The following is a 21,128-nucleotide window of genomic DNA, read 5'->3' as shown; positions in this document are numbered from 1 at the left end:
CGGTTAGTATTAATTTTTAAAAACCAACTTTATGTTGGTTTTTTATAAGTGTAAAAACCTATTGTAGACATTGACTGTAAAATAAAGATAAGAATCATAGATTCGAAGAAAGGATAGCTTAAAAACTATTTAATTGTTTTTAAAGTTTAAATATAACTTCTTGATCTAAAAGAAAATAGGGATTTTTGTGAAAATTTTCTTAGGAACATTGGCGTCAGCTATGTTAATTACTAGTTCATCTGTTGCAGCTTTTGGAGGAATAAAAAAGGATAAAACTACTCAATTCTTTAAAAGCCAGTTAGAATCTAACAATGGATATTCTCAAATAGTTAATGAATTAACACAAATATTTAATAGTGACAAAATAGACTTTTTTTCAGAAGTAAACAGGTCTTTGGAAGAACAAATTTTAGATGAAATAAAATATGACTCAAATTTAGATATTTTAAAGATTTATAAAGATGATTTAAAAAAACTTACAAATAACTATAAATTAATAAATTTAATTTTAAGTGAAGAATTTATTAATGAACTTAATAACGCTTTTATTAAAGGTTATTTTGTTTTAGAAGCTAATAAGGTAGAATACTTACCATATAAAGAACAAAACAATAATATTAGCTTTAATTTAGAAAACAAGAATGAATATCAACTATATTCAAATGCTCCTAGAGTAGAAATTTATACAAAGTGATATTGATTTGGAACATATAAAGCAACATTTAATTATGAAGCTACTATTGTTTTATGTCGCTATGCAAAAGTTTTTCAAGATGCAACAAGAACTGCTGCAGCTATAGCTAGTTTTATACCAAAAATTGGTTGAATAGCAGCAAAAATTTTGTTAGTTATTTCTTTATAAATTCAATATGTAGTGTATAGAATTGAATCAGCAAATAGAGGCAATGGAGTATATTTATGAGCTACAGTCTTAATAGTGTGAAGTGTTAATTCATTATAGAAAAGGATAAAAATGCAAAAAATAAAAACAATAAAACCTGTAAGGAATCTTTTAATATGTATTGATGCAGAAGTTTTTAGTATAGCTATATTAATATGACTATTTATAGATTTTTCAAAAACTAGATTTAATTTTGAAACAAAACTAGATATAGTATTTTCTATCTTAGTTATTACTGTTACATTATTGTATTTTATATTAGGGCCTTTAAATAGAATTTCTCTTATTAATTTCTTATATTTTTCAAATCAGAAACTTGAAAAAAATAATAAAAATATAAAAATAAGTAAAGCATTAATTTGACTGCCAATAATATCCAATTGCTTATTTATAGCATTTTATATTATTGCTATTAAAAAAATGAAGGAGAAAAATATAGAGTATAAAGAATTTACTTTTTGAAAAAAATATAATTTATTATTAGAGAACTTATAAAAAATAGAATATTAATAATTTTTATAAATTAATAGTTTGAAATTAAACCAACTTTATGCTGGTTTTTTATTTTTTTACACTTATAAAAATAAAACTCTTTTTATAAGTGTAAAAATCAATTGTAGGCATTGAATGTAAGCTAAATATAAAAATCATAGATTCGAAGAAGGTATAGTTTAAAAACTTTAAGTATTTTAAAAAAAAAAAAAAAAATAGAGAGTTTAAATATTTATATTTTCTAATAGAGTAGAAAATAATATTAATCTTTAAATTTATTCAGAACAATATTTTCTAGCATACAAATTATTACGAAAAAGAGAGACAGATAATTTTTAGGAAAGCAATTAAAAAAAGAAAACCCATAAATTATTTAATAATATTTATTACTTCTGAAATTCTTATTATTATTTATTAATCTTTTTAATAAATCCAAAATTGACTTTGCTTCAACTCTGGATGTAGTATATGTTGCTTTATCTACTATTCTTGTAGCAATGATAATCATAGTTGATACTTTACAAAGATATCAACTTATCTTTTTTTGCACTATTCAAATTCAAAACTCGAAGAAGAGAATAAAAATATAAAATTAAGTAAAGTTTTAATATGATTGCCAATAATCTCTATTTGTATATTTATAGTTTTCTATATTATTTCTATCAAAAAAAAGGAAAGAGAAAAATATTGAGTATAAAGAATTTACTTTTGATAGAAATATAATTTGTTACTAAACAAGATAAAATATTTATAAAAATAATATTTTGATAAATTCTATAAAATAATAGTTTGGAGTGTGTGATTATCGAAAACGAGAAAAACTTTCAAAGAAAGTTATGAAAGTAAAAACTTTAAATGAAATAGAGGCTTGTATTCTTTTTGAATTTATTGGATTTTACTTTTTGCTTATTGTGTCAATATCAGGAGCAGATATGCTTAATTTCTAAACTAATTCAGTTATAGCACTTTTTGTTTTCTACATTATTTTTTATCATATTTATATTTACTTTTGTTTAGTATTTATAGCAAGACTTTTATACTTTGTTCACTATTCAAATTGAAAATTAATTACAACAATATAAAAAGTATATTGTTTTAAGTTGGTCTTTAATTTTAATATCTATAGTATCTATTTGTACTTTCATTATTATTTATATTATTCAAATAAAAAAAATAAAATCCAATAATATAGAATATAAAACTTTTACAATATTAAATAATACTTTTTGCTACTATTTTTTTATTATAAATATTTATATTGAAACTAAATTTTATTTTATAAGTTAATTTAATTGTGTTTTTAACACTTTTTTATAATAAAAACTTTAATAAGTGTTATTAATATATAATTAAATTAGACTTGAGAAGTCGATAGAAGGAAAAAACAATATGAAAAAATTATTACCAATTTTGGGAGTAGTAACATTAACTACACCTTTAACATCAACAATGGTTGATACAACTAGACTTGAACTAAATAAACGAGAAAATAATTATATTAATGAAAATATAGAATCACAAAACATTGATTTACTAAATAATAAAGCACAAGATGTTACAGATGATATTTATTTGGGTCTTGAAACATGAGCTGTTGGAAAAGCATGAGGTACAGGAGGACATACTATAAATGTTAAACCTTTAGAAGAAAGCATTGAAATTGACTTAACTAAATTTGGAGGAAAAGATTTATTACAAAAATATTATGCAGATTTAACAGTAGTAATTGAAGAAGAGTATTACTTTAAAAAAGGAAAAAACATGGATTGAGATGAATATATAAAAAATAAAAATGTATACAGTGCTTCACGTACTTTTACTTGAAACTTAAGAGAAAGTATGGGGTAATGATTTGAAATTATACATAAAGAATCTGATAAAGGTGGATTTAAATGAGGAAATTATTATAAAGCATATGTTTATGCTAATTTTAAAAATAAGAATACTTTAGAAATTAAATTAAAATATGAAATTGCCGCTTATGGAGTGGGTTCTAACTGATACTGATCTGCTGGAACAGTGAAGGCAACAGAAGTGAGATATAAAGCGTGATAATTTTAATATAAAAAGTAGAAAGGATAAAAATGTTAATAGTAAAAAATGTAACAAAAACATATAGTAAAAATACAGGAAATTTTGATATCTCTTTAAATGTTAAAGAAAATGAAGTTTATGGAATTATGGGTCCTAATGGAGCAGGGAAATCTACTCTTATTAGACAAATTTTAGGTTTTGTAAAACCAGATTCAGGAGAAATTACAGTTAAAGATTTTGATAGTTTTAAGAAAACTAAAGAAATAATGTTTTTCTCAGGATATATTGCTGGAGAAATTGCTTTATATGATGGATTAACAGGAATACAATACTTAAAAATAGTTGCTAAATTAAAACGGAATGTTGACTGAAATTTTGTAGAAAAACTATTAAATTTTTTCGAATTAGATGCAAAGAAAAAAAATAAAAAAAATGTCTACAGGCATGAAACAAAAAACAGCTATAATCTCTGCTATTATGCACAAACTAGAATTTTTAGTTTTAGATGAACCAACAAGAGGTTTAGATTTAGCAATATCAATTCAGTTTTATGATCTAATATTAAAATTTAAAAATGACTTTAAAACAACTATAATAATTTGTTCTCATGAATTTAATGAAGTTTTAAAGTTATGTGATCGTGTGGGATTTATAAAACAAGGAGTTTTAATTAAAGAATATAATACTAAAGAGACAAATATGAAAGAAATCCAAGAGGATTTTGTAAAATTATTTAAAAATCATAGTGTAGAGGATTTGTTCTAATGAAAATATTTAATGGAATAGGTACTTATTTTCAAATTCACTGAAAATTAATTGTTAGTACTGTAGCAATTTTTACAATATTTATAGTAGGTATTTTTATGCTACCTCTAATCTCTTCAGGATTTACAATAGTAAGAGGATCAATATATGAATCTTCTTTATCAGGATCAGGGTCAATATCAGGAACTTATGAATCAATGATACCTTTAGAACTGATTTATAATATCTTTTTTAAAAGTTTAGGCTTAGCTATTTATGGTTTTGTTATGATAACTTTTATAGATAAAATTTTATTAAAAGAAATAAGTTCTACACAAATTTCTTTATGGCTAACACAACCCTTAACAAAAACTCAAATAATACTTATGAAATATTTATTTTTACTTTTAGTAATTACAGTGATGTATATTCCTGCTCTTATAGTATTATTGATAATGGCATCTTTTACTCAAGATGCAAAAAATGCTTATAATAATATAGTTTTAGGATTTATTCAAATCTACTTTTTTCTAATAATGTTAAGTTCAATATTTTTTATTATGTCATTGCTTTTAACAGAAAGAGCTACAATGTTTAATGTTATTGCATCTTTAATTTTGGGATACTTTATTTTAATAGGTATACTTGAGTTAATTTATCTTGTTAGTAATTCTCAAAGTCAGGCTTTTAAAATAGTAATTAATTATATTGGATTACAAGCATTTATTACAAATGTTTTTAACTATGATTTAGATGCAGAACCTGTAAGATATATATTAAGTCAAGAAATAATAGGTAGTGGTTCAACAAGAATTATTTTTATAGAAACACCAGTTTTAAAAGAAATAAATAAAGCATCTTATTCTTCTTTAATAGTTATTTCTATTTCAATCTCTTTTGCACTTGCTTGATTATCAACAATTATATTTAAAAAAATATCATTTAATATTTAATAGAGTAAAACCTTTATAATTTATTTATAAATAACATTTTCAAACTTGAAAATGTTTTTTTTATTTTATTTTTATTAAATTAAGTAAATACAGTTAATAGAAAATATTTTATTTTTATTTAAAAAACTCTTGCATTAAACCTACTTTAAAGTTCTATACTTTTAATAGGGTATTAATATGAATACCTTTTAATTGTGAAAGGATATAAAAAAATATGAAATGATGAATAAGTGATTTTGATGGTACTTTAACTTTAAAAGAAAATAACTATGAGTTAATTGAAAGAGATATAAATTTTGTAAAACAATGAACAAAAGAAAATAAATTTATTATTGCAACAGGAAGAGATATTGATCATGTAAATGAGTTAGTACAACAACATGGATTTGATGTTGAGTATAAAATTACTAACAATGGAGCTGCGATGTTTAAAGGGCAAAAAACTCTTTATGAGCTTTCAATACCTATGACACAAAGACAAAAAATTTATGATGCTTTAAAAAAATTACATAATTTTTGTGGTATTAAATTATCAGATACTTTAAATGCTATTGAAATATCGGGTATAAAAGAAGAAAAACCAAGATATGAAGCAACTATAGTTATTCCTCTTTGATTTGAAAAAGAAGATAAATTTGATGAATATATTGAAACGGTTTTAACAAATGAAAAACTAAATAATGTTGCTCTTTATGCACATACTCAAGATTTTGACTATATTAGAAGTTTATTTAAAGATTTAAAAGATGTTAAAATATTGCATACTTCTCCATTTGTATTAGAATTAATGCACCAAGATGTTTCTAAGTATACTGGAATAAAGTATTTACAAGAGAAATACAATATTGATCCAAAAGATATTATTTCATCAGGAGATGGAGATAATGACTTTGAAATGTTAGAAAATGTGCAAAATTCATTTGTTATGGCAAGTGGTACAAAATTAGCTTTAAAAGCAGGAAAAACAATAATTAGAAATACTAAAAGAGAAATTGGCAAGTATATTAATTAAAAAACTCAATATTATTGAGTTTTTTCATTTAGTTTTAGTAAAATACATTTGAAAGAATGTTATAAATATGTATATATATCAAAGAATGGAAATAAAAGTAACAAAGAATATTATTTCAGATATTAAAATTTTGGATGCGTTTGAAGATCCTTATCTATTAGTAGAAAAAATTGATGAAACTTATGTAATGCTAGATGAAATTGAGTTTGATAAATTAACTGAAAGATTTGGAGTTAAAATTAAAGCTGCAGGACCAATTTTTTATAAGAAATTAGATAAAGAAAATGAATGTTTAATTCTAATGTCAAAAAATAAAATCATTAAAAGCTAAAAGTATTTAGTAAATATGATAAAGATTATTGAATTTTAAAATTTAATATGAAGTGAGTAGACGTATTTATGTCTATTTTTTAATTACGAGCTATTTTATACACATTTTAATATTATTTTTTCAACTCCTTTTGTAGTCTAAGGTTAAGAAAAGTTAAAAAGGTTTTTATTTCCTTAATATATATAATTATAAATATCAATTAAGATACTTATTTTATTTCTTAAGGCTCTTTAAAAAAGGAAAAATGAAAAATGAAAAAATCGTTAAGTGTATTAGCAACAATTGGCATTGTTGCTTCAACAACTACTAGTGTTATTGCATGTGGTACAAAACAAAAAGATGGTAATTCTGGAATAGAAGAACCTAAAAAAGATATTACTCAAGCTGTTCAAGATTTTGAAAAAGAAGTGGGAGAAGTTTGAACACAACATTATGAAAAAGAGGTTGTTGGCAATCTCATTGGTGTTGGAAGTATGGAAGAGGGAAATCAGTTTTTATTTAAAGAAAATATTTTAAAATTCTCAGATCCAGAATGAAAAGATAAATTAACAAATGAAAATAAAAAACAATTAGCAATTGATATAGGAAAAATATTCAAAATTAATTTATTAGAAGAAAAATTAAACGAACTTAAAAAATTAAATAAATATAAAATAATTCTTGATGAAGTTGATTCAGTTTTTGATCATATAGAGTTACTTTTTAATGATAATTTTGAAATTAATTCAGGAGAAATAGTTCCTGGCAGTTACATAGGAAATGTAATTATTGATTATAAAATTGTAACTAAATATAAAGGACTAGATGATTTAGAAAATTTTAAATTATCAGGAACATTGAAGTATACTTCAACAGATAATGAATCTTTTAAAGTCATTGGAGATACAATGTATAAAAATATTGGAAAGGATATGTTTATTTCAAGTGAAACTGAAAATTATTTAAATTTAAAATGAAGTGATATTAAAGGAGACAATAGTGATTCTGATGCTTATTTAAACTCAAATGATCAATTAAAAAAATATTATAATGAGAATAATGCATTTAGTGAAAGTTTGATAAAAACTATTAAAGATAAGTATTTTAAAAACGAATTTCCTACAATGGAAATTGGATTTAATAAAGAAAGTATTTACAGAACTTAAAGTTTTGAACAACAAAATATGAACTCTCTAATTATAAATAATTTATATGCGAGTAATGATGATATTATAAGTTTTGATCTAACAAAAACAGAAGATCATGAAAAAGTTAATAAATTACTTTTAGGAGATGAAGATGCAATTAATAATTTCTTACTAACAGAACAATTTCATTTCTGAAATTGAGCTAAAATTAGAAGCGATTATAGTGTGATTCAAAATAATTTCTTGAGTACTTTCTTAAGTCAAAGTGAAATATTAAAATTCCAAGAAACACAAAATTATAAATTGGCAATAGCAATGGGTTATATTGATATTGCAGGTCCAAGTATTAAAATAGGATCAGGAGAGTTAGCATATAATCATCAATTACTAGACTTTAAATTGCCAATTTCTTATTCTATGAATGGAGTAAGAGATTTAGATTATGATAGTCTTTTAGATTTATCAATGAAATTATTTGAAACTTACAAGATGCTTTTTGCACCTTTTCAAAATGAGGGAATGTTACCTTTTGAAAACGAGATTAGTTTTTATTATTTTGATTTACTTTTTGAAAATAAAGATTCAACTATTTGAAATAGTAGTGGAGAATATAAATCTTTAAACAATTTTGAACTTAATACTCTTCTAAAAGACTTTTCAGAAACATATCATACTAGAAAGTTAAGTTTTTTAAATAAAGTAAAACTATCTGAAAGAGTTTTAAAAGAAAAAAATATATATTTCTCAATTGAAAATATTGACAATAATATAGCCAATAATGTTAAATTAACACCAAACAAAAATTCATCTTCTTTTTTCCATGTAATAAAAGAAGACAGTTACAAACTATTTCAAAATTTTGATTATATGATGCTAAATTTATTTGGAATAATTAAAATTAAAATAAAATTTGATAGAGAACAAGAATTTAAACTTTGAGAAAATTATGTTATTTTTTAATAGATAAAAATAACATTTAATCTAAAATTTAACAATATTAAGTTTCTTATTTACCCAATTTACATTGGGTTTTTATTTTGTTTAAAAGTTCTCAAATCAATTTTTAAACAATAAACTATAGTGAAAATATTTTAATTTGAATTTACTTTTAAAGTTTTAGTAAAAAATGAATATAGTTTTTAAAATCTATATAAAAAAAACACCAATTAAGGTGTTTAAAAAAAGGAATATTTTTATTAAAAAATGAATAAAATTTATAAAGCTGAAAGGCCAATTAGTTTTAAAACTAATGATAGTAACAGAGAATTTAATTCATTATATGTATTACTGCTTTATGAAGCTCTTTGTTTTCTAAACTGATTTATTAAATTAATGTTATAAAAAATTTATTTATAAATCTTTTATTTTGAATATAGTTTACATAATTTAATTTATCATATGGTTTACTGATACATTTAAATACAAATTCAAATTAGATCAAACATCAACCAGTGGGTATTATGCATGCTAATTGATATATGAATTTGTGTGTTTAATTGCAAGTTTTATTATTTTCTGTATTTTCTATCTATTTTCAATATTTTTTAAATTTCTTGTTAAAAATTTAACTTTTATGATTTAAGAAAAATTTATGGTACTTGAAATTCTTTATTTCACAGATTAATCTATTTCACTTGATTCTTTTAAAAAATGTTGTCTGGCAGTTAAAAATATTTTATACAGTTCAATTTATTATATATTGCTAACTTATTTTTAAACGGATTACATATCAGGTAATCATGAAACATATTTGGTAGGAATATTTCTTGCTCTAAAAGATATAAGGAATAGACTTTATAATCCATTTTTATTTATTTCAGCAATATTTAATTAGAGTTAATTAAATCTTACTTATATTAAAAATTAAAGTTATTAATGAAAACATTACATTGTAATCATAAACTTGAATTTCTTATTTTTAATTTTTATTAGCCTTTCTTCGAAACCCACCCTGCACCCTATAAATAAATTATATAGTTTAGAAAAATTCTGATTTATTTTATGTTATTATTTTTAAAAGAATTTTGAAAAAAAGTTGAGGAATTTTCATGGAAAATCATTATAAGAAAATAAGTAGTTTAATTTACAATGCAACAAAGCCTCCAGGAACAAGTATTGACAAAGATTTAGAGTTTTACAAGTCTTTATTACTACCAATTGATGGAAAAATACTTGAAGCTGGTGTTGGAAATGGAAGGTTATTTATTCCACTTTTAAAATATAAAGTAGATATTGTAGGAATTGACAAATCTCAAGAAATGATTGATATTTGCAGTGAAAATCTAAAAAAAGAAAACTTAAAAGCAACTTTAATTTGCCAAGATTTGGAGAATTATATTGAAAAAAATACATATGAATATATAATAATGCCTAATGCAAGTTTTAACTTGCTAGAAACAAGACAAAAAGCTTTAAAAGTATTAGATAACTTTTATCAATCTTTAACTGACAAGGGAACTCTTATAATCGATTTAATATTGCCAATTGAATTTAGAGCAGGATCAAAACATGAATCTACTCATTATGTCGAAAATCAAGATGTTTTAGTAAAAAACTGATCAAAAGAAATTAATTGAATAGAGCAATACACAATTAATCAAATTGATTACTTCATCAATAATGAATTAAAAGAAACTCAAGAATTCAAATTAACTTGATATGGAGTACAAGAATTTTGTGATATTTTAGCTTCAAAAGGATTTAAAGATGGAGTTTTTATTATTAATTATGGGAGTAAAATAAATTTAAATGTAAAAACAGTTACATTTATTTTTAAAAAATAAATAGTATTCTTATTAACTATTTTAATTAAGAATTTAGACAATAAATTATTATTAAAAAATATTGATACTTTTTATAAGAGCCTTTTAAGAGCTATAAACACTTCAAAATATGATTGCAATGAAAATATGAGGAATTTAAGAAAAATATATGACTAGTATATTAATATATGTGTTTTTTGGACTATTATTAATGTCTTTGGGTTTCTTAATATATTTTTTAATAAAAAAAACAAAAAGCATTTTTTGTATAAAAAGAGGGATTGTAAAATACTTTTTAGACACTATTCCTATAATCTTTTTTGTAGCAGGTTTATTAACAATAGTTTGTGGTTGTTTCTTTTAATTTTGATAGAATATTTAAGAATAGTTGTAAACTACTAGAAAAGGACAAGAAATAATAATGAAATTAGCTATTGATATTGGTGGTACTTCAATAAGATTTGCATTAATTGACAAAAATCAAATAATAAAAAAAGAAGTAATGGATACTAATCCAAATGACAGAAAAAGTAACTTTGATTACATTAAAAAAACAGTAGAATCTTGAAATGAAACAATTGACTATATAGGTATTTGTTGTCCTGGACCTTTAGATTTAAAAACAGGAACAATATTAATTACTTACAATCTTCCAGATTGAAGTGAAAAATGCATTTTACAAGAAATTAAAGACTTATTTAAGATTGACAATGTAAAAATAGACAATGATGGAAATATAGCAGCTTTGGGTCAATATATTGTTAGAAAAAACTTGCACTCTTTATTATATTTTACAATTTCAACAGGAATTGGAGCAGGTTTTATTTATGAGGGCAAAATATTTCAAGGATATAATGGAACTGCTCTTGAAATAGCAAATTCACTTCCATGTTGAGAAAGTGAAAATCCACAAAGAAGTGGTATTGAATTTCAAGCAAGTGGAAAAAACATTTGTGTTCAATTGAATAAACTTGGAGTAGAAGTAGAAAATGCCAAACAAGCTTTTGAATTGTATAAAACCAAAAAAAATGAAACTGTAAATAAGTTTTTTGCAAAAATTGAAAATCAACTAATTAGTTTATTTTCAACTTCAATTAACTTCTTAAATCCTGAAATGATTGTAATTGGGGGAAGTGTTGCTATAAAGAATCAAGAATTTATAACAGAAATCATGAAGAAAGTTTGACAAGTAACAAAAGATGCAAATTATAAAGTTAAATTTGAATTTGCCAAAGATTTAGAAGATGCAACATTATTGGGTTGTTGTGAAATGTAGATTATGAAATGTAGATTATTCTACATTTTTTATTTGTAAAATATTAATAAAAATTAAAAATAAAATACCTTTGGAATTTGATATAATAGCAATGGTTAGGGTAAAATCAATTTTATTTAAAGGGGAGACTTTATGTATTTTATTAAAAAAATAAAAGAAGAATATTTGGTCATTAATTTAATTGGCAATGTTGTAATGGCAAAGTATAAATACTTTCATGAAGCAGTATTGCATATTAATGATTTAAAAAAATATACTTACAATAATAAAAATAACTTATTAAATTCTCAAGAAGAGGGAACAAATTATCTAACATTAGAAGAATATTATCCAGAGAATTTAGAAAATAAATTAGAAGTTATTAATGAAAATAATTCTAAAAATATGGAAATTAAAGATGTAATTCAAAATAAAATTAATGAATTAAATAAAAAAGTAGCTTTAATTAGCAATGATAATGAAAAAATAGACAATTACAAAGAATTAGAAAATCTTATTTTAGAGATTAAAAAATATATGATTTTGCTAAATTCAAAAGATATTAATGATCGAAAAAACTCATACTCTTCTGAAATTGATTTATCATTATTTGATTTAAACTCAGATTTTTTAACAAAAACTGAAGAATTATTAGTATAAAAAAAAATTGAGGCAAAAAAAATAAATTAATTTAAAACAAAAAGTAGATTATCTACTTTTTTTATTATGTATTTATTTAAAAAGTTAATCCTGTTAAACTGTTTATATAGAGGTATTTTTTATGGAAAAGTTTAAAAAGGGAATATATGATCTTTTAATTAAAGAAAACGAGCTGCAGTTTTTTCAAAAAGATGATATTAGAGAATTAGAAAATGTTGATGATGACTGATTAATAAATCAGTTTTCTAGACAAATTAAAGATAAATTATCTAATTTTCAAACAATAGAAGATAAAATAAAGTTTTTAAATAATTTAACTAATGAGGAACAATGAACTTCATTAAAAGCAATAAAAAAAGATGTTAAGTATAATAGTTTAGATCAAATAAGTATAAACAAACTTATTAAAAATAAGTTATGATCTAATTTAAAAAAAGAATTTGAATCTTCAAATGATATTCAAATGATCTCACCATTTATCTCAAAACACATGATAAATAAGTTAGAAGATATTTTAGTAAATAATCCAAATATAGAATCATTAAAAATAATAACAACAACATATGATGGAACTTCAAAGTTCTTAGCTTTAGAAGATTTAATAAAACTAGCTAATGAATATAATAAGATAATTCAAGTTAAAATAGAAAATCTGTTTGAAAAAAGTGCAAAAAGATTACATATAAAGTCATATTTATTTAATAGAGAAAATAACTTTAGTTCTTTATATATTGGAAGTAGTAATTTTACAAAAACTGGTTTAATAACTGGCAATGAACATAATTTAAGAATTAGTGAATTTAAAGATAAAAAAATTATTGAAGATTATAGAGAAGAGTTTGATCAATTATTTAATTCAACTGATTTTATAGACATAAAAGATCATGAACAAATTCAAAATATACTACTACGTCAAAAAATTGAAAATGATAAATGAGAAGAAATTAATAATTCTATATGAGAAGATGAAGATAATAGGTCAAAGCATTTTGAAAGAATAAATGCAAAAAATAAATTTATAACTCCATATAGTTATCAAAAAGAAGTTGTTGACAATATTTTAAATAGGGTAAATAATGGAAAAAATAAACATTTGCTTGTTATGGCAACAGGAACAGGTAAAACTAAAACTATGATTTTTACATACGAAGCTCTTGCAAATCTTTGAGAAATAGAAGAACCAAGTTTATTATATATAGCACCTTCCAAAGAAATACTTGATCAAACTGTTAAAGACTTTAGAGATTATCTTGAAATATATGATTTTGGATTGGAATTTTATGATAGTAGAAATAATGATGCTGATTTATCAAAAGAAAATTGAATATTTACAAATACAGAAACTTTAATAAGAAGAAAAGAAAAATTAAGAAATAAAAAATTTGATATTGTAGTTTTTGATGAAGCTCATCATGTTCAAGCAGATACATTTAAGGAAATATATTCTTTAGTACTTCCAAATACTAAACAAGTATTTGGCCTAACTGCAACCCCAGAAAGAACTGATAATATAAATGTAAATATTTTTTTTGATGATGAATATGCAGCAAATATAAGATTATTTGAAGCTATTGAAAAAGAGTTATTATGTGATTTTGATTACTTTTTTATAAAAGATGATTCAACTGATTTGACAAACATAGATATTCTAAAAACTGATAAATTAAACAAAGTTTTAAATATTAAAAAAAGACATGAATTTGTTTATAAAAATATACAAAAATATATAGGTACAAATTCTAGAAATGTTAAAGCCATATTATTTTGTAATTCAATAGAGCATGCACGTGATTTATCAAATTTTTTAAATGAAAAGGGAGAAAGAAGTGAATTTTTAGTTTCTGAAAAAATAACAAAAGAGAAAAGAAAAGAAATATTAAATGATTTTAGAAGAGGAAAAATAAACTTTCTTTGTGTAAGAGATATTTTAAACGAAGGTGTTGATGTTCCAGAAATAGATACTATAATGTTTTTAAGACCAACTGCTTCTGTTCTTATTTATTTACAACAACTTGGTAGAGGAATGAGAAAAGTTACTGACAAGAGATTGCAAATATATGATTTTGTAAATAATGTTGATATTAAAGTAAATAAAAATTATAATCCTTTAACTGCTTTTAATGTTCTTACAAATGACTTAAAAATAAATGAGTTTGAGAAAAACATAAATCATATTAACGATTTTTTACCAGGTGATTCTAATTTTATACTTACAAAAATTATCAAAGAAGATTTTTTGAATCAACTTAAAGAATATGAAAAACATAATTTATATAAATCAATTATTGATGAATATAGAACTGGAGTATTTGAAGATTATGAATCATTTTTTAGAGATAAGGAAGTCAGTATCTATGAATTTTATAATCTTAAAAAAGCATATTTCAGAGAAAACTTAACAACTAATAACCAAACAAGAATTCGCCAATTTATGTTTTTTAATAATAAGAACTTAATTAAAGAGATTCTAGAAATAATAGAAAATAAAAAGATTTCAAATAATAAGCTTATTAATAAAATATTTTTAGTTTCTTTTCATCATTCACCAACAAAACAAGATAATTTTTATTATGATTTAAATTTAGCTTTTGAAACTATTTTTAATATAGAAAATAAGTTTTTTTTAAAAGAAATTAAATATTTACTTAAATTTAAATTAAACAATGAAAAATTATTAACAACAAGTCTAACTGAAGAAATTGAAAGTTTTAAAGGTTTACATTTAAATCATAATCAATTTCAAGCATTATGCTCTATTACAGTAAAAGACAATCAATTTAAAGGTAAAGGTGTAGGGGGAATTATTAGTAATAAAGAAGATAAAATCTTTGCAATTGATGCTTCAACTAATACAATTTCCACAAAATTTGGACACGGTAATATTTATGATTATGAAAATCAAACTTTATATTGAGATACTCCTGATGATTGAAAATTTGATATGGACAAAATTACTGAAATGCAAAGAAATATGATGAATTTAAAGGAATATAAAACTTATGTATTCTTTTCAGATGAAAAACTTAGAAATGAAAAGGGAGATAAAGCTAAAGTATTTATTGGAAAAATTGAAAAAATAATTGATAGAAAAGAAGTAGAAAATGGGTCTGAAAAAAAATCCCATAAAAAACCCAAATTTATTTTTAAAATTAGCTAATTAACCCCTTGCAAAAAAAAAAAAAAAACAATAAAATTACTCTTAACGGGGTATTTTTTTATGAGTAAATTAAGAGTATTTGAAACATTTGCAGGTATAGGAGCGCAACATAAAGCTTTAGAAATACTTAAAAAGAATATAGTGGGATTTGACTATGAAATAGCTGGAACAAGTGAATGAGATATTTGAGCAAATTTAAGTTATAATGCAATACATCATAATAATAAAAATGTAGCTGAAAAATTAAGTGATGAAGAAATTAATAATTTCATTACAAAATATACTCTTTCAAATGATGGAAAAAAACCAATTGATGAAAAGTTTGTATTAAGACAGCCTAGAAAAATTAGAGAGTTATTATATAGTTCTTTAATAAATTGTAATAATCAAGGAAGTATTTTAGAAATAACTGGTAATAGACTTATTAATAATATTGGTGATTTTGATCTTTTAACTTATTCTTTTCCCTGTCAAGATTTATCTGTTGCAGGAAGTTTTCATGGTTTTAATCAAGGAATGGCAAAAGGTTCAAATACTAGAAGTGGTTTGTTATGAGAAATTGAAAGAATACTTAAAGAGTTAAAAAAGCTTAATAAGTTGCCTAAATATTTATTATTGGAAAACGTCAAAAATATGATTTCTAATAAGCATAAAGATGATTATATTGAATGATTAGAGTTTTTAGCCTCGTTAGGTTATGAAACAAAAACTTATATATTAGATGCAAGTAAGTATGGAATACCACAAAAAAGAAAAAGAGTATTTGCAATTAGTATTTTAAAAGATGAAGAAATTTTATTGGATATAGAAAATTTTATAAATGATTCAGATGATATTGAAGATGTATCTAAGGAATTTAATATTAATAAACAATTAAAAAAAATTTTAAAAGTTAATTATTCAATAAAAAAATATGAAAAAGAAGCTAAAAATTGTTCACCAAATAATACACCAAGTAGAAGAAAAATGTACAAAGAGAATCCAAAAGTGTTTCAGGTTATAAAGGGAGAATATAGATATCTTAGTTTTGTAAGAACTATCACAACAAAACAAGATAGACATCCTAACGCAGGAATTGTTGTTCTCAAGGAAACAGAAATAATAAAAGAGTTAGAAAAAACGGGCAAATCCAATTACAGATTTTTAACTCCTAGAGAAACTTTTTTATTAATGGGATTTACAGAAGAAGACTTTGAAAAGGCTACAGTATTTAATCAACGAAAAGATATACTTTATAGACAAGCAGGAAATTCAATTGTAGTAAACGTATTGGTAGCTCTTTTCAATAATATGATGAAAGAGGAAAAGAATTAATGAGATCAGGAAGCGCATGAAATATTGCAACAAATTTTAATAGTTATATAAATGATTATATAAAAACTAGTTGTTTTAAAAAAGGAGACATAGTAAATTTTTCTCTTACTCCATCTGGAAAAGAGTTAAAAGTTAAAATAAATAAAAAAGATACCAACATAATTAAAAAAGGAGATAGAAGTACATTTGTGCAAATTCTAAGAGTTTGATGTACATTAGGATTTATTAAGTTAAAAAATGCTGAATTTATTGAAAAGCTAGATACCTTTTTTGAATATGATTTTATTGTTGAATATAGTTTTGATGAAGATTTAGAAAGACAAGCAAGAGAAATTATTGAAAAAAGATTAAATGGCTATACTGAATATAGTTTTAAAAATGAACATACTTTTTATAATGGATTTTCAATTGCTACATTAATACAAAATGAATTAACTTATGATGATAACGATGAAAATATAAAAAATAGAATTAATAAAGCTATTTCTAAATGTGATAATAAAGCTGATTTTTTAATTGAAGGATTAGATGATATAAAAAATAATGATTCTCTTAGAAGATTGCTAACAACATATAAAGTAAAAGGGATTTATGATAATAAAAAAATAATTCAAGCCTGCTATAAATATATTTTTGAAAAGGAATGAACGAATTATTACAAAATTAATGATATAGAGAATATGTTTATTAATGATAGCTTTAAAAAATTTAAAGTTAATAAAGAAAATATTATAAATTTACCTATGAATTGAAATAATGAAGAGCTGATTTACTCAAAAAATTACTCTTTTGGAGAATTTATAAATCATTATTTTTTAAAAACAGGAGATAACTCAAAAATTGCAATTCCTATTTATCAAAGACAATATAATTGAGAACAAAAACTTGCTACAGGTCTTTTAAATGACATTCTAAATCTAAAGGAAGGAAAATATCATTATATTGGAGGTATTGTATTATTTGTGCCTCTTAGAGACAGATTGAATAATAAATTAATTGATGGACAACAAAGATTAACAACTTGTTTAATAATTTTAAGACAAATATATAATGTATATTTAATGAAGGACTATAAAATACCTGATGTTTTATATAATTTATTTGTTCTTGATCAGTATGATGAAAATGCAATATCAAAAACTTTTAAAAGAATAGATACTAACAGTGATTTTAGAACATTTAATAATATTATAAAAGGTGAACAAATTCAAGAAACTACAACTTCAGTATTTACAAACTCAGTTGCAGTTTTTAATATTATTAAAGATTTTAATGAAGCAGGTTTAAATGATCTTTTAAAAAAAATTTATGAACAGCTAATTCTTTCAGTTACTACAGATCATATATCAAATGAATATACTTTATTTGAAAACTTGAATACTAAATCTTTGCAACTCTCTACTATGGATTTAATAAAAAACTTCTTGTTTATGCATATAGATCAACAAATAGTAGATAAACATGAACAGCAGTTACAATTTACTTTTGAAGAAGAAATTACTTCAAAATTTAAAGATTTTAAGAATCCTACATCAAAAATGGATAGTTTTATAAATGTATTTTTAAGATTAAAAGAAAAACAATATGCAACAAAATCAGCATTTGAAAGTTTTAAAGAAACTTTGATTTCTGATTTTATTAATAATAGAAACTTAAAATCATTTGAAGAATCTAGAAAGTTATTTATAGATTTAGGTAAATACATTGATATGTATATTTCTGTTTCAGACTCTAATTCATTTAATAAAGCAGACTCCTTAACATATAGATTTAAAGATATTCTAACTATGTTAGAAGGCAGAGAAATTTATTATCCTCTATTAATGAAAATTTTAATAAATTTTGATTATGAAAATAATAAGACAAATAAAGAAATTACAAAACAGATAAGAAGAGTATTTTTTGAAATTGAAAAATATGAAGTTAGACTTCAAGTTTCTAATTATAAAGGTCAATCCCTTTCTCAATATATTGATTTTAATATTTTAAAAGAGCTAGGAAATGGAATTATAACTCCTGATTTTATAAGAAAATTATTTATAGGTGAACATGAAGATGAATCAAATAATAGAATTTCTTTAGAAAGATTTAGAAATAGTTTGAGAGAGTATGATATATCCAATAAGATAGCAACTCTTATTGGATATAGAATTGAGAATTACTTATCGAATAATAAGGACTTTTTTGGAGACGATTATAATTATATTGACACTAAATATGAAAAAAGAACATTAGAACATATAATTCCTCAAAAACCTAATGAGGAATGATATCAAGATATAATAGTATGAAGTGATCACGAATTATCATTAGAAGAAGCTAAAAGATGAAAAACTAAATTTTTAAATAAATTAGGTAATTTAATGTGTATTGAAGGTAAATCAAATTCAAAAATTCAAAATAAAACTTTTAATAAGAAAATTTATGAGTATTCAAAGGAAGGCAAAATCCTCAGCTCTTATCAGTTTAAAGGTTATAAAGATGAAACTTTAGAATTAATGGATTTAAGAGAACTTAATAACTTTTATGAGGATAATATTAAAAAAAGAACTGAACAATTAACAAAAATTTGCTGTGATATTTGAAAAGATAATTAAATTTAGAAATTTTTATTTATAACTTTCAATTTATTTTATAAAGTTTACTATTTTTATACAATCATTAAACACTCCAATTTGACCCCACTAAACTTATTTGTTATTATAAAAAAGTTAAGGGGGTTTTTATTATGTTGTTGTTATCATCAGAAAGTAAAGAAATGGCTAGTTTAATTCTTGGATGAATTGGATTTGCAACAAGTTTTTCAATGTTAATGCCTCAAGTTATTAAAGTTTGTATTACAAAAAATACTAAAGCACTTTCACCAATAATGTTTTTTTTAACTTTTTTAAATTCATGTATATGAACAAGTTATGCATTTTTTACAAAAGAAACACCTGACTTACAAGTAGGGTGTGCTAATTTAGCTGCAATGGGAGCATCATTGTTTATTTTAATCTTTATTATATCTAATAAAGTTAAAGATAAAATTACTTTAAATAGATTAAAAAAAGACAAAAAATTAAATGAAAATTTAGAAGAAATGTCTGTAGTAGAAATACAAAATGAAAATGAGCTTTTAAGTGAAGAAATCATTAATATGCAAAAAGAAATTGAAAAACTAGAAGAAAATGTTGAAGTTTTATCAGATCAAGTTGAAGAATTAGAAGAACAAGTTGAAATTTTAGAAGAAAAAAAAGAAGAGTAATACTCATTTTTTAAACGAATTTATTTTAATAAAAAACTGTATTATATATAAAAAAGCAGTTTTTTTTTTTTTTTTTAAAAAAAAAAAAAAAATTAAAAGCATTTTTACTTTTGATATATTTCAATAAATAGAGTATTTTAAATTTATAATTATATTGAGCTTGAATATGTTGGTCGGGTAACTTCAATTATGGAGGAAAACATGAAAAAATTATTAGGATTATTAGGAGCAGCTGGATTAGTTGCAACTACAAGTGCAACAGTTGTTGCTTGTGGACAAAAAGTAGAAACTGTTAGTTTGACTGCAACTAAATTATCAGCAGAAACTGTTGTTAAATCAAAAAAAATTACAGCTGATGGAACAATTACTTTTAAATTAGCAGAAAACTCAGTTTTAACTGTAACAGTTAAAGAAAAATCACAAAAAGCTGGAGAAGTTACTATTATAGTTTCAACAACAGCAGATAAATTAACAGATAAAGAAGTTAAAGAAACTGTTGATGTTATGCATAAAGCAAAAGATGCATCAAAATCAACTAAAGCAACAGAACCAGAAAAAGTTGCATCAGTTGAAGTTAAAATTGGTAAAAAAGCTGATGCACCAGCAAAAGTTAAATTAGATTCAGTTGATTTAAGTTCATTTAAAGCAACAAATGATACATCAGATACTCAAGTTATTGATGCATTAAAAGCAGTTAAAGGACTTGAAAAATTAACAGCAGATGATGTTACAATTACTAAAAAAGCTGCTACTGCTGAGGCAGCAGGAGAAATTAAAATCGAAGCAAAATCAACTTCAACAATCGTTGAAGGTTCAAAAACTTTAGTAATTGATAAATTATAATCGAAAAAGTAACTTTAGTTGCACAAGGTAATTAAAAAGCTACTATTAATTTAAAATAAAAGAATAATAAGTTGAAATTTTAGAAAAAAATAGATGAGCATATTTATATTTTTAGAAAAATTTATTTTATTAAAAAACCGTATTATATATTAAAAAACGGTTTTTTTTTTTTTTTTTTAAAATTGAAAATTATTTTATATAACTAAAATATTTTTCTGGTTTTAGGTTGTTCATTAAATAGGATATTTTAAATTTATAATTATATTAAGCTTGAATGTGTTAGTCGGGATACTTCA

20 protein-coding genes are annotated in these 21,128 nt (G+C 22.5%); 19 read left to right on the top strand and 1 reads right to left on the bottom strand.

Annotated features, from left to right (window positions below; translation table 4 throughout):
* Positions 1–187: 187 nt before the first annotated feature.
* The gene (locus tag SFLOR_RS03905; RefSeq protein ID WP_100916774.1) at positions 188–862 is read left to right on the top strand and encodes a hypothetical protein; all 675 of its coding nucleotides are present in this window, start codon (positions 188–190) and stop codon (positions 860–862) included.
* 111 nt (positions 863–973) lie between these two features.
* Entirely contained in the window at positions 974–1,396 is a 423-nt protein-coding gene (locus SFLOR_RS03900; RefSeq protein ID WP_100916773.1) for a hypothetical protein, read from the top strand.
* 370 nt (positions 1,397–1,766) lie between these two features.
* On the opposite strand, the gene SFLOR_RS05885 is transcribed toward SFLOR_RS03900, so the two are convergent.
* Positions 1,767–1,943: a hypothetical protein gene (locus SFLOR_RS05885; protein ID WP_157806953.1), complete on the bottom strand. Its 177-nt coding sequence runs from the start codon at positions 1,941–1,943 to the stop codon at positions 1,767–1,769.
* 839 nt (positions 1,944–2,782) lie between these two features.
* Between SFLOR_RS05885 and SFLOR_RS03895 the strand changes: the two genes are divergently transcribed.
* The 17 genes from SFLOR_RS03895 (at position 2,783) to SFLOR_RS05940 (ending at position 20,832) form a co-directional block, all read left to right on the top strand.
* Entirely contained in the window at positions 2,783–3,241 is a 459-nt protein-coding gene (locus SFLOR_RS03895) for a hypothetical protein (protein ID WP_100916772.1), read from the top strand.
* Between the two features lie 236 nt (positions 3,242–3,477).
* The gene (locus tag SFLOR_RS03890; RefSeq protein ID WP_157806952.1) at positions 3,478–3,999 is read left to right on the top strand and encodes an ATP-binding cassette domain-containing protein; all 522 of its coding nucleotides are present in this window, start codon (positions 3,478–3,480) and stop codon (positions 3,997–3,999) included.
* The gene (locus tag SFLOR_RS06170) at positions 3,890–4,192 is read left to right on the top strand and encodes a P-loop NTPase family protein (protein ID WP_425443405.1); all 303 of its coding nucleotides are present in this window, start codon (positions 3,890–3,892) and stop codon (positions 4,190–4,192) included. Before SFLOR_RS03890 ends, SFLOR_RS06170 begins: the two co-directional genes overlap by 110 nt.
* On the top strand, positions 4,192–5,124 hold the full coding sequence (locus SFLOR_RS03885) for a hypothetical protein (protein WP_100916771.1): 933 nt from the start codon (positions 4,192–4,194) through the stop codon (positions 5,122–5,124). Before SFLOR_RS06170 ends, SFLOR_RS03885 begins: the two co-directional genes overlap by 1 nt.
* Positions 5,125–5,338: 214 nt before the next feature.
* Entirely contained in the window at positions 5,339–6,136 is a 798-nt protein-coding gene (locus SFLOR_RS03880; protein ID WP_100916770.1) for an HAD-IIB family hydrolase, read from the top strand.
* Between the two features lie 67 nt (positions 6,137–6,203).
* Positions 6,204–6,467, top strand: coding sequence for a hypothetical protein (locus tag SFLOR_RS03875; protein WP_157806951.1), 264 nt, complete (start codon positions 6,204–6,206; stop codon positions 6,465–6,467).
* A gap of 251 nt (positions 6,468–6,718) precedes the next feature.
* A complete protein-coding gene (locus SFLOR_RS03870; protein WP_100916768.1) occupies positions 6,719–7,612 on the top strand; it encodes a hypothetical protein in 894 nt (297 codons plus the stop codon).
* Between the two features lie 18 nt (positions 7,613–7,630).
* Positions 7,631–8,554 carry a hypothetical protein gene (locus tag SFLOR_RS03865; protein ID WP_100916767.1) on the top strand — a complete coding sequence of 308 codons (924 nt, stop codon included), beginning with the start codon at positions 7,631–7,633 and terminating at the stop codon, positions 8,552–8,554.
* A 243-nt stretch (positions 8,555–8,797) separates the two neighbouring features.
* Positions 8,798–8,935, top strand: coding sequence for a hypothetical protein (locus SFLOR_RS05880; protein WP_157806950.1), 138 nt, complete (start codon positions 8,798–8,800; stop codon positions 8,933–8,935).
* Positions 8,936–9,642: 707 nt separating this feature from the next.
* On the top strand, positions 9,643–10,377 hold the full coding sequence (locus SFLOR_RS03860; protein ID WP_100916766.1) for a class I SAM-dependent methyltransferase: 735 nt from the start codon (positions 9,643–9,645) through the stop codon (positions 10,375–10,377).
* A 400-nt stretch (positions 10,378–10,777) separates the two neighbouring features.
* On the top strand, positions 10,778–11,632 hold the full coding sequence (locus tag SFLOR_RS03855) for an ROK family protein (protein WP_100916765.1): 855 nt from the start codon (positions 10,778–10,780) through the stop codon (positions 11,630–11,632).
* A gap of 132 nt (positions 11,633–11,764) precedes the next feature.
* Entirely contained in the window at positions 11,765–12,271 is a 507-nt protein-coding gene (locus tag SFLOR_RS03850; RefSeq protein ID WP_100916764.1) for a hypothetical protein, read from the top strand.
* A 121-nt stretch (positions 12,272–12,392) separates the two neighbouring features.
* On the top strand, positions 12,393–15,428 hold the full coding sequence (locus SFLOR_RS03845; RefSeq protein WP_100916763.1) for a DEAD/DEAH box helicase family protein: 3,036 nt from the start codon (positions 12,393–12,395) through the stop codon (positions 15,426–15,428).
* A gap of 60 nt (positions 15,429–15,488) precedes the next feature.
* On the top strand, positions 15,489–16,742 hold the full coding sequence (gene dcm, locus SFLOR_RS03835) for a DNA (cytosine-5-)-methyltransferase (protein ID WP_157806949.1): 1,254 nt from the start codon (positions 15,489–15,491) through the stop codon (positions 16,740–16,742).
* A complete protein-coding gene (locus SFLOR_RS03830) occupies positions 16,742–19,339 on the top strand; it encodes a DUF262 domain-containing protein (protein ID WP_100916762.1) in 2,598 nt (865 codons plus the stop codon). Before dcm ends, SFLOR_RS03830 begins: the two co-directional genes overlap by 1 nt.
* Before the next feature lie 131 nt (positions 19,340–19,470).
* Positions 19,471–19,989: a SemiSWEET family sugar transporter gene (locus SFLOR_RS03825; RefSeq protein ID WP_100916761.1), complete on the top strand. Its 519-nt coding sequence runs from the start codon at positions 19,471–19,473 to the stop codon at positions 19,987–19,989.
* A 201-nt stretch (positions 19,990–20,190) separates the two neighbouring features.
* Complete coding sequence (locus tag SFLOR_RS05940; protein WP_169919193.1) at positions 20,191–20,832, top strand: lipoprotein; 642 nt, start codon at positions 20,191–20,193, stop codon at positions 20,830–20,832.
* Positions 20,833–21,128: the final 296 nt, after the last annotated feature.

This window comes from Spiroplasma floricola 23-6 (genome assembly GCF_002813555.1).
GTDB classification, from domain to species: Bacteria; Bacillota_I; Bacilli_A; order Mycoplasmatales; family Mycoplasmataceae; genus Spiroplasma_A; species Spiroplasma_A floricola.
This window is presented reverse-complemented; position numbering and strand designations above follow the sequence as displayed.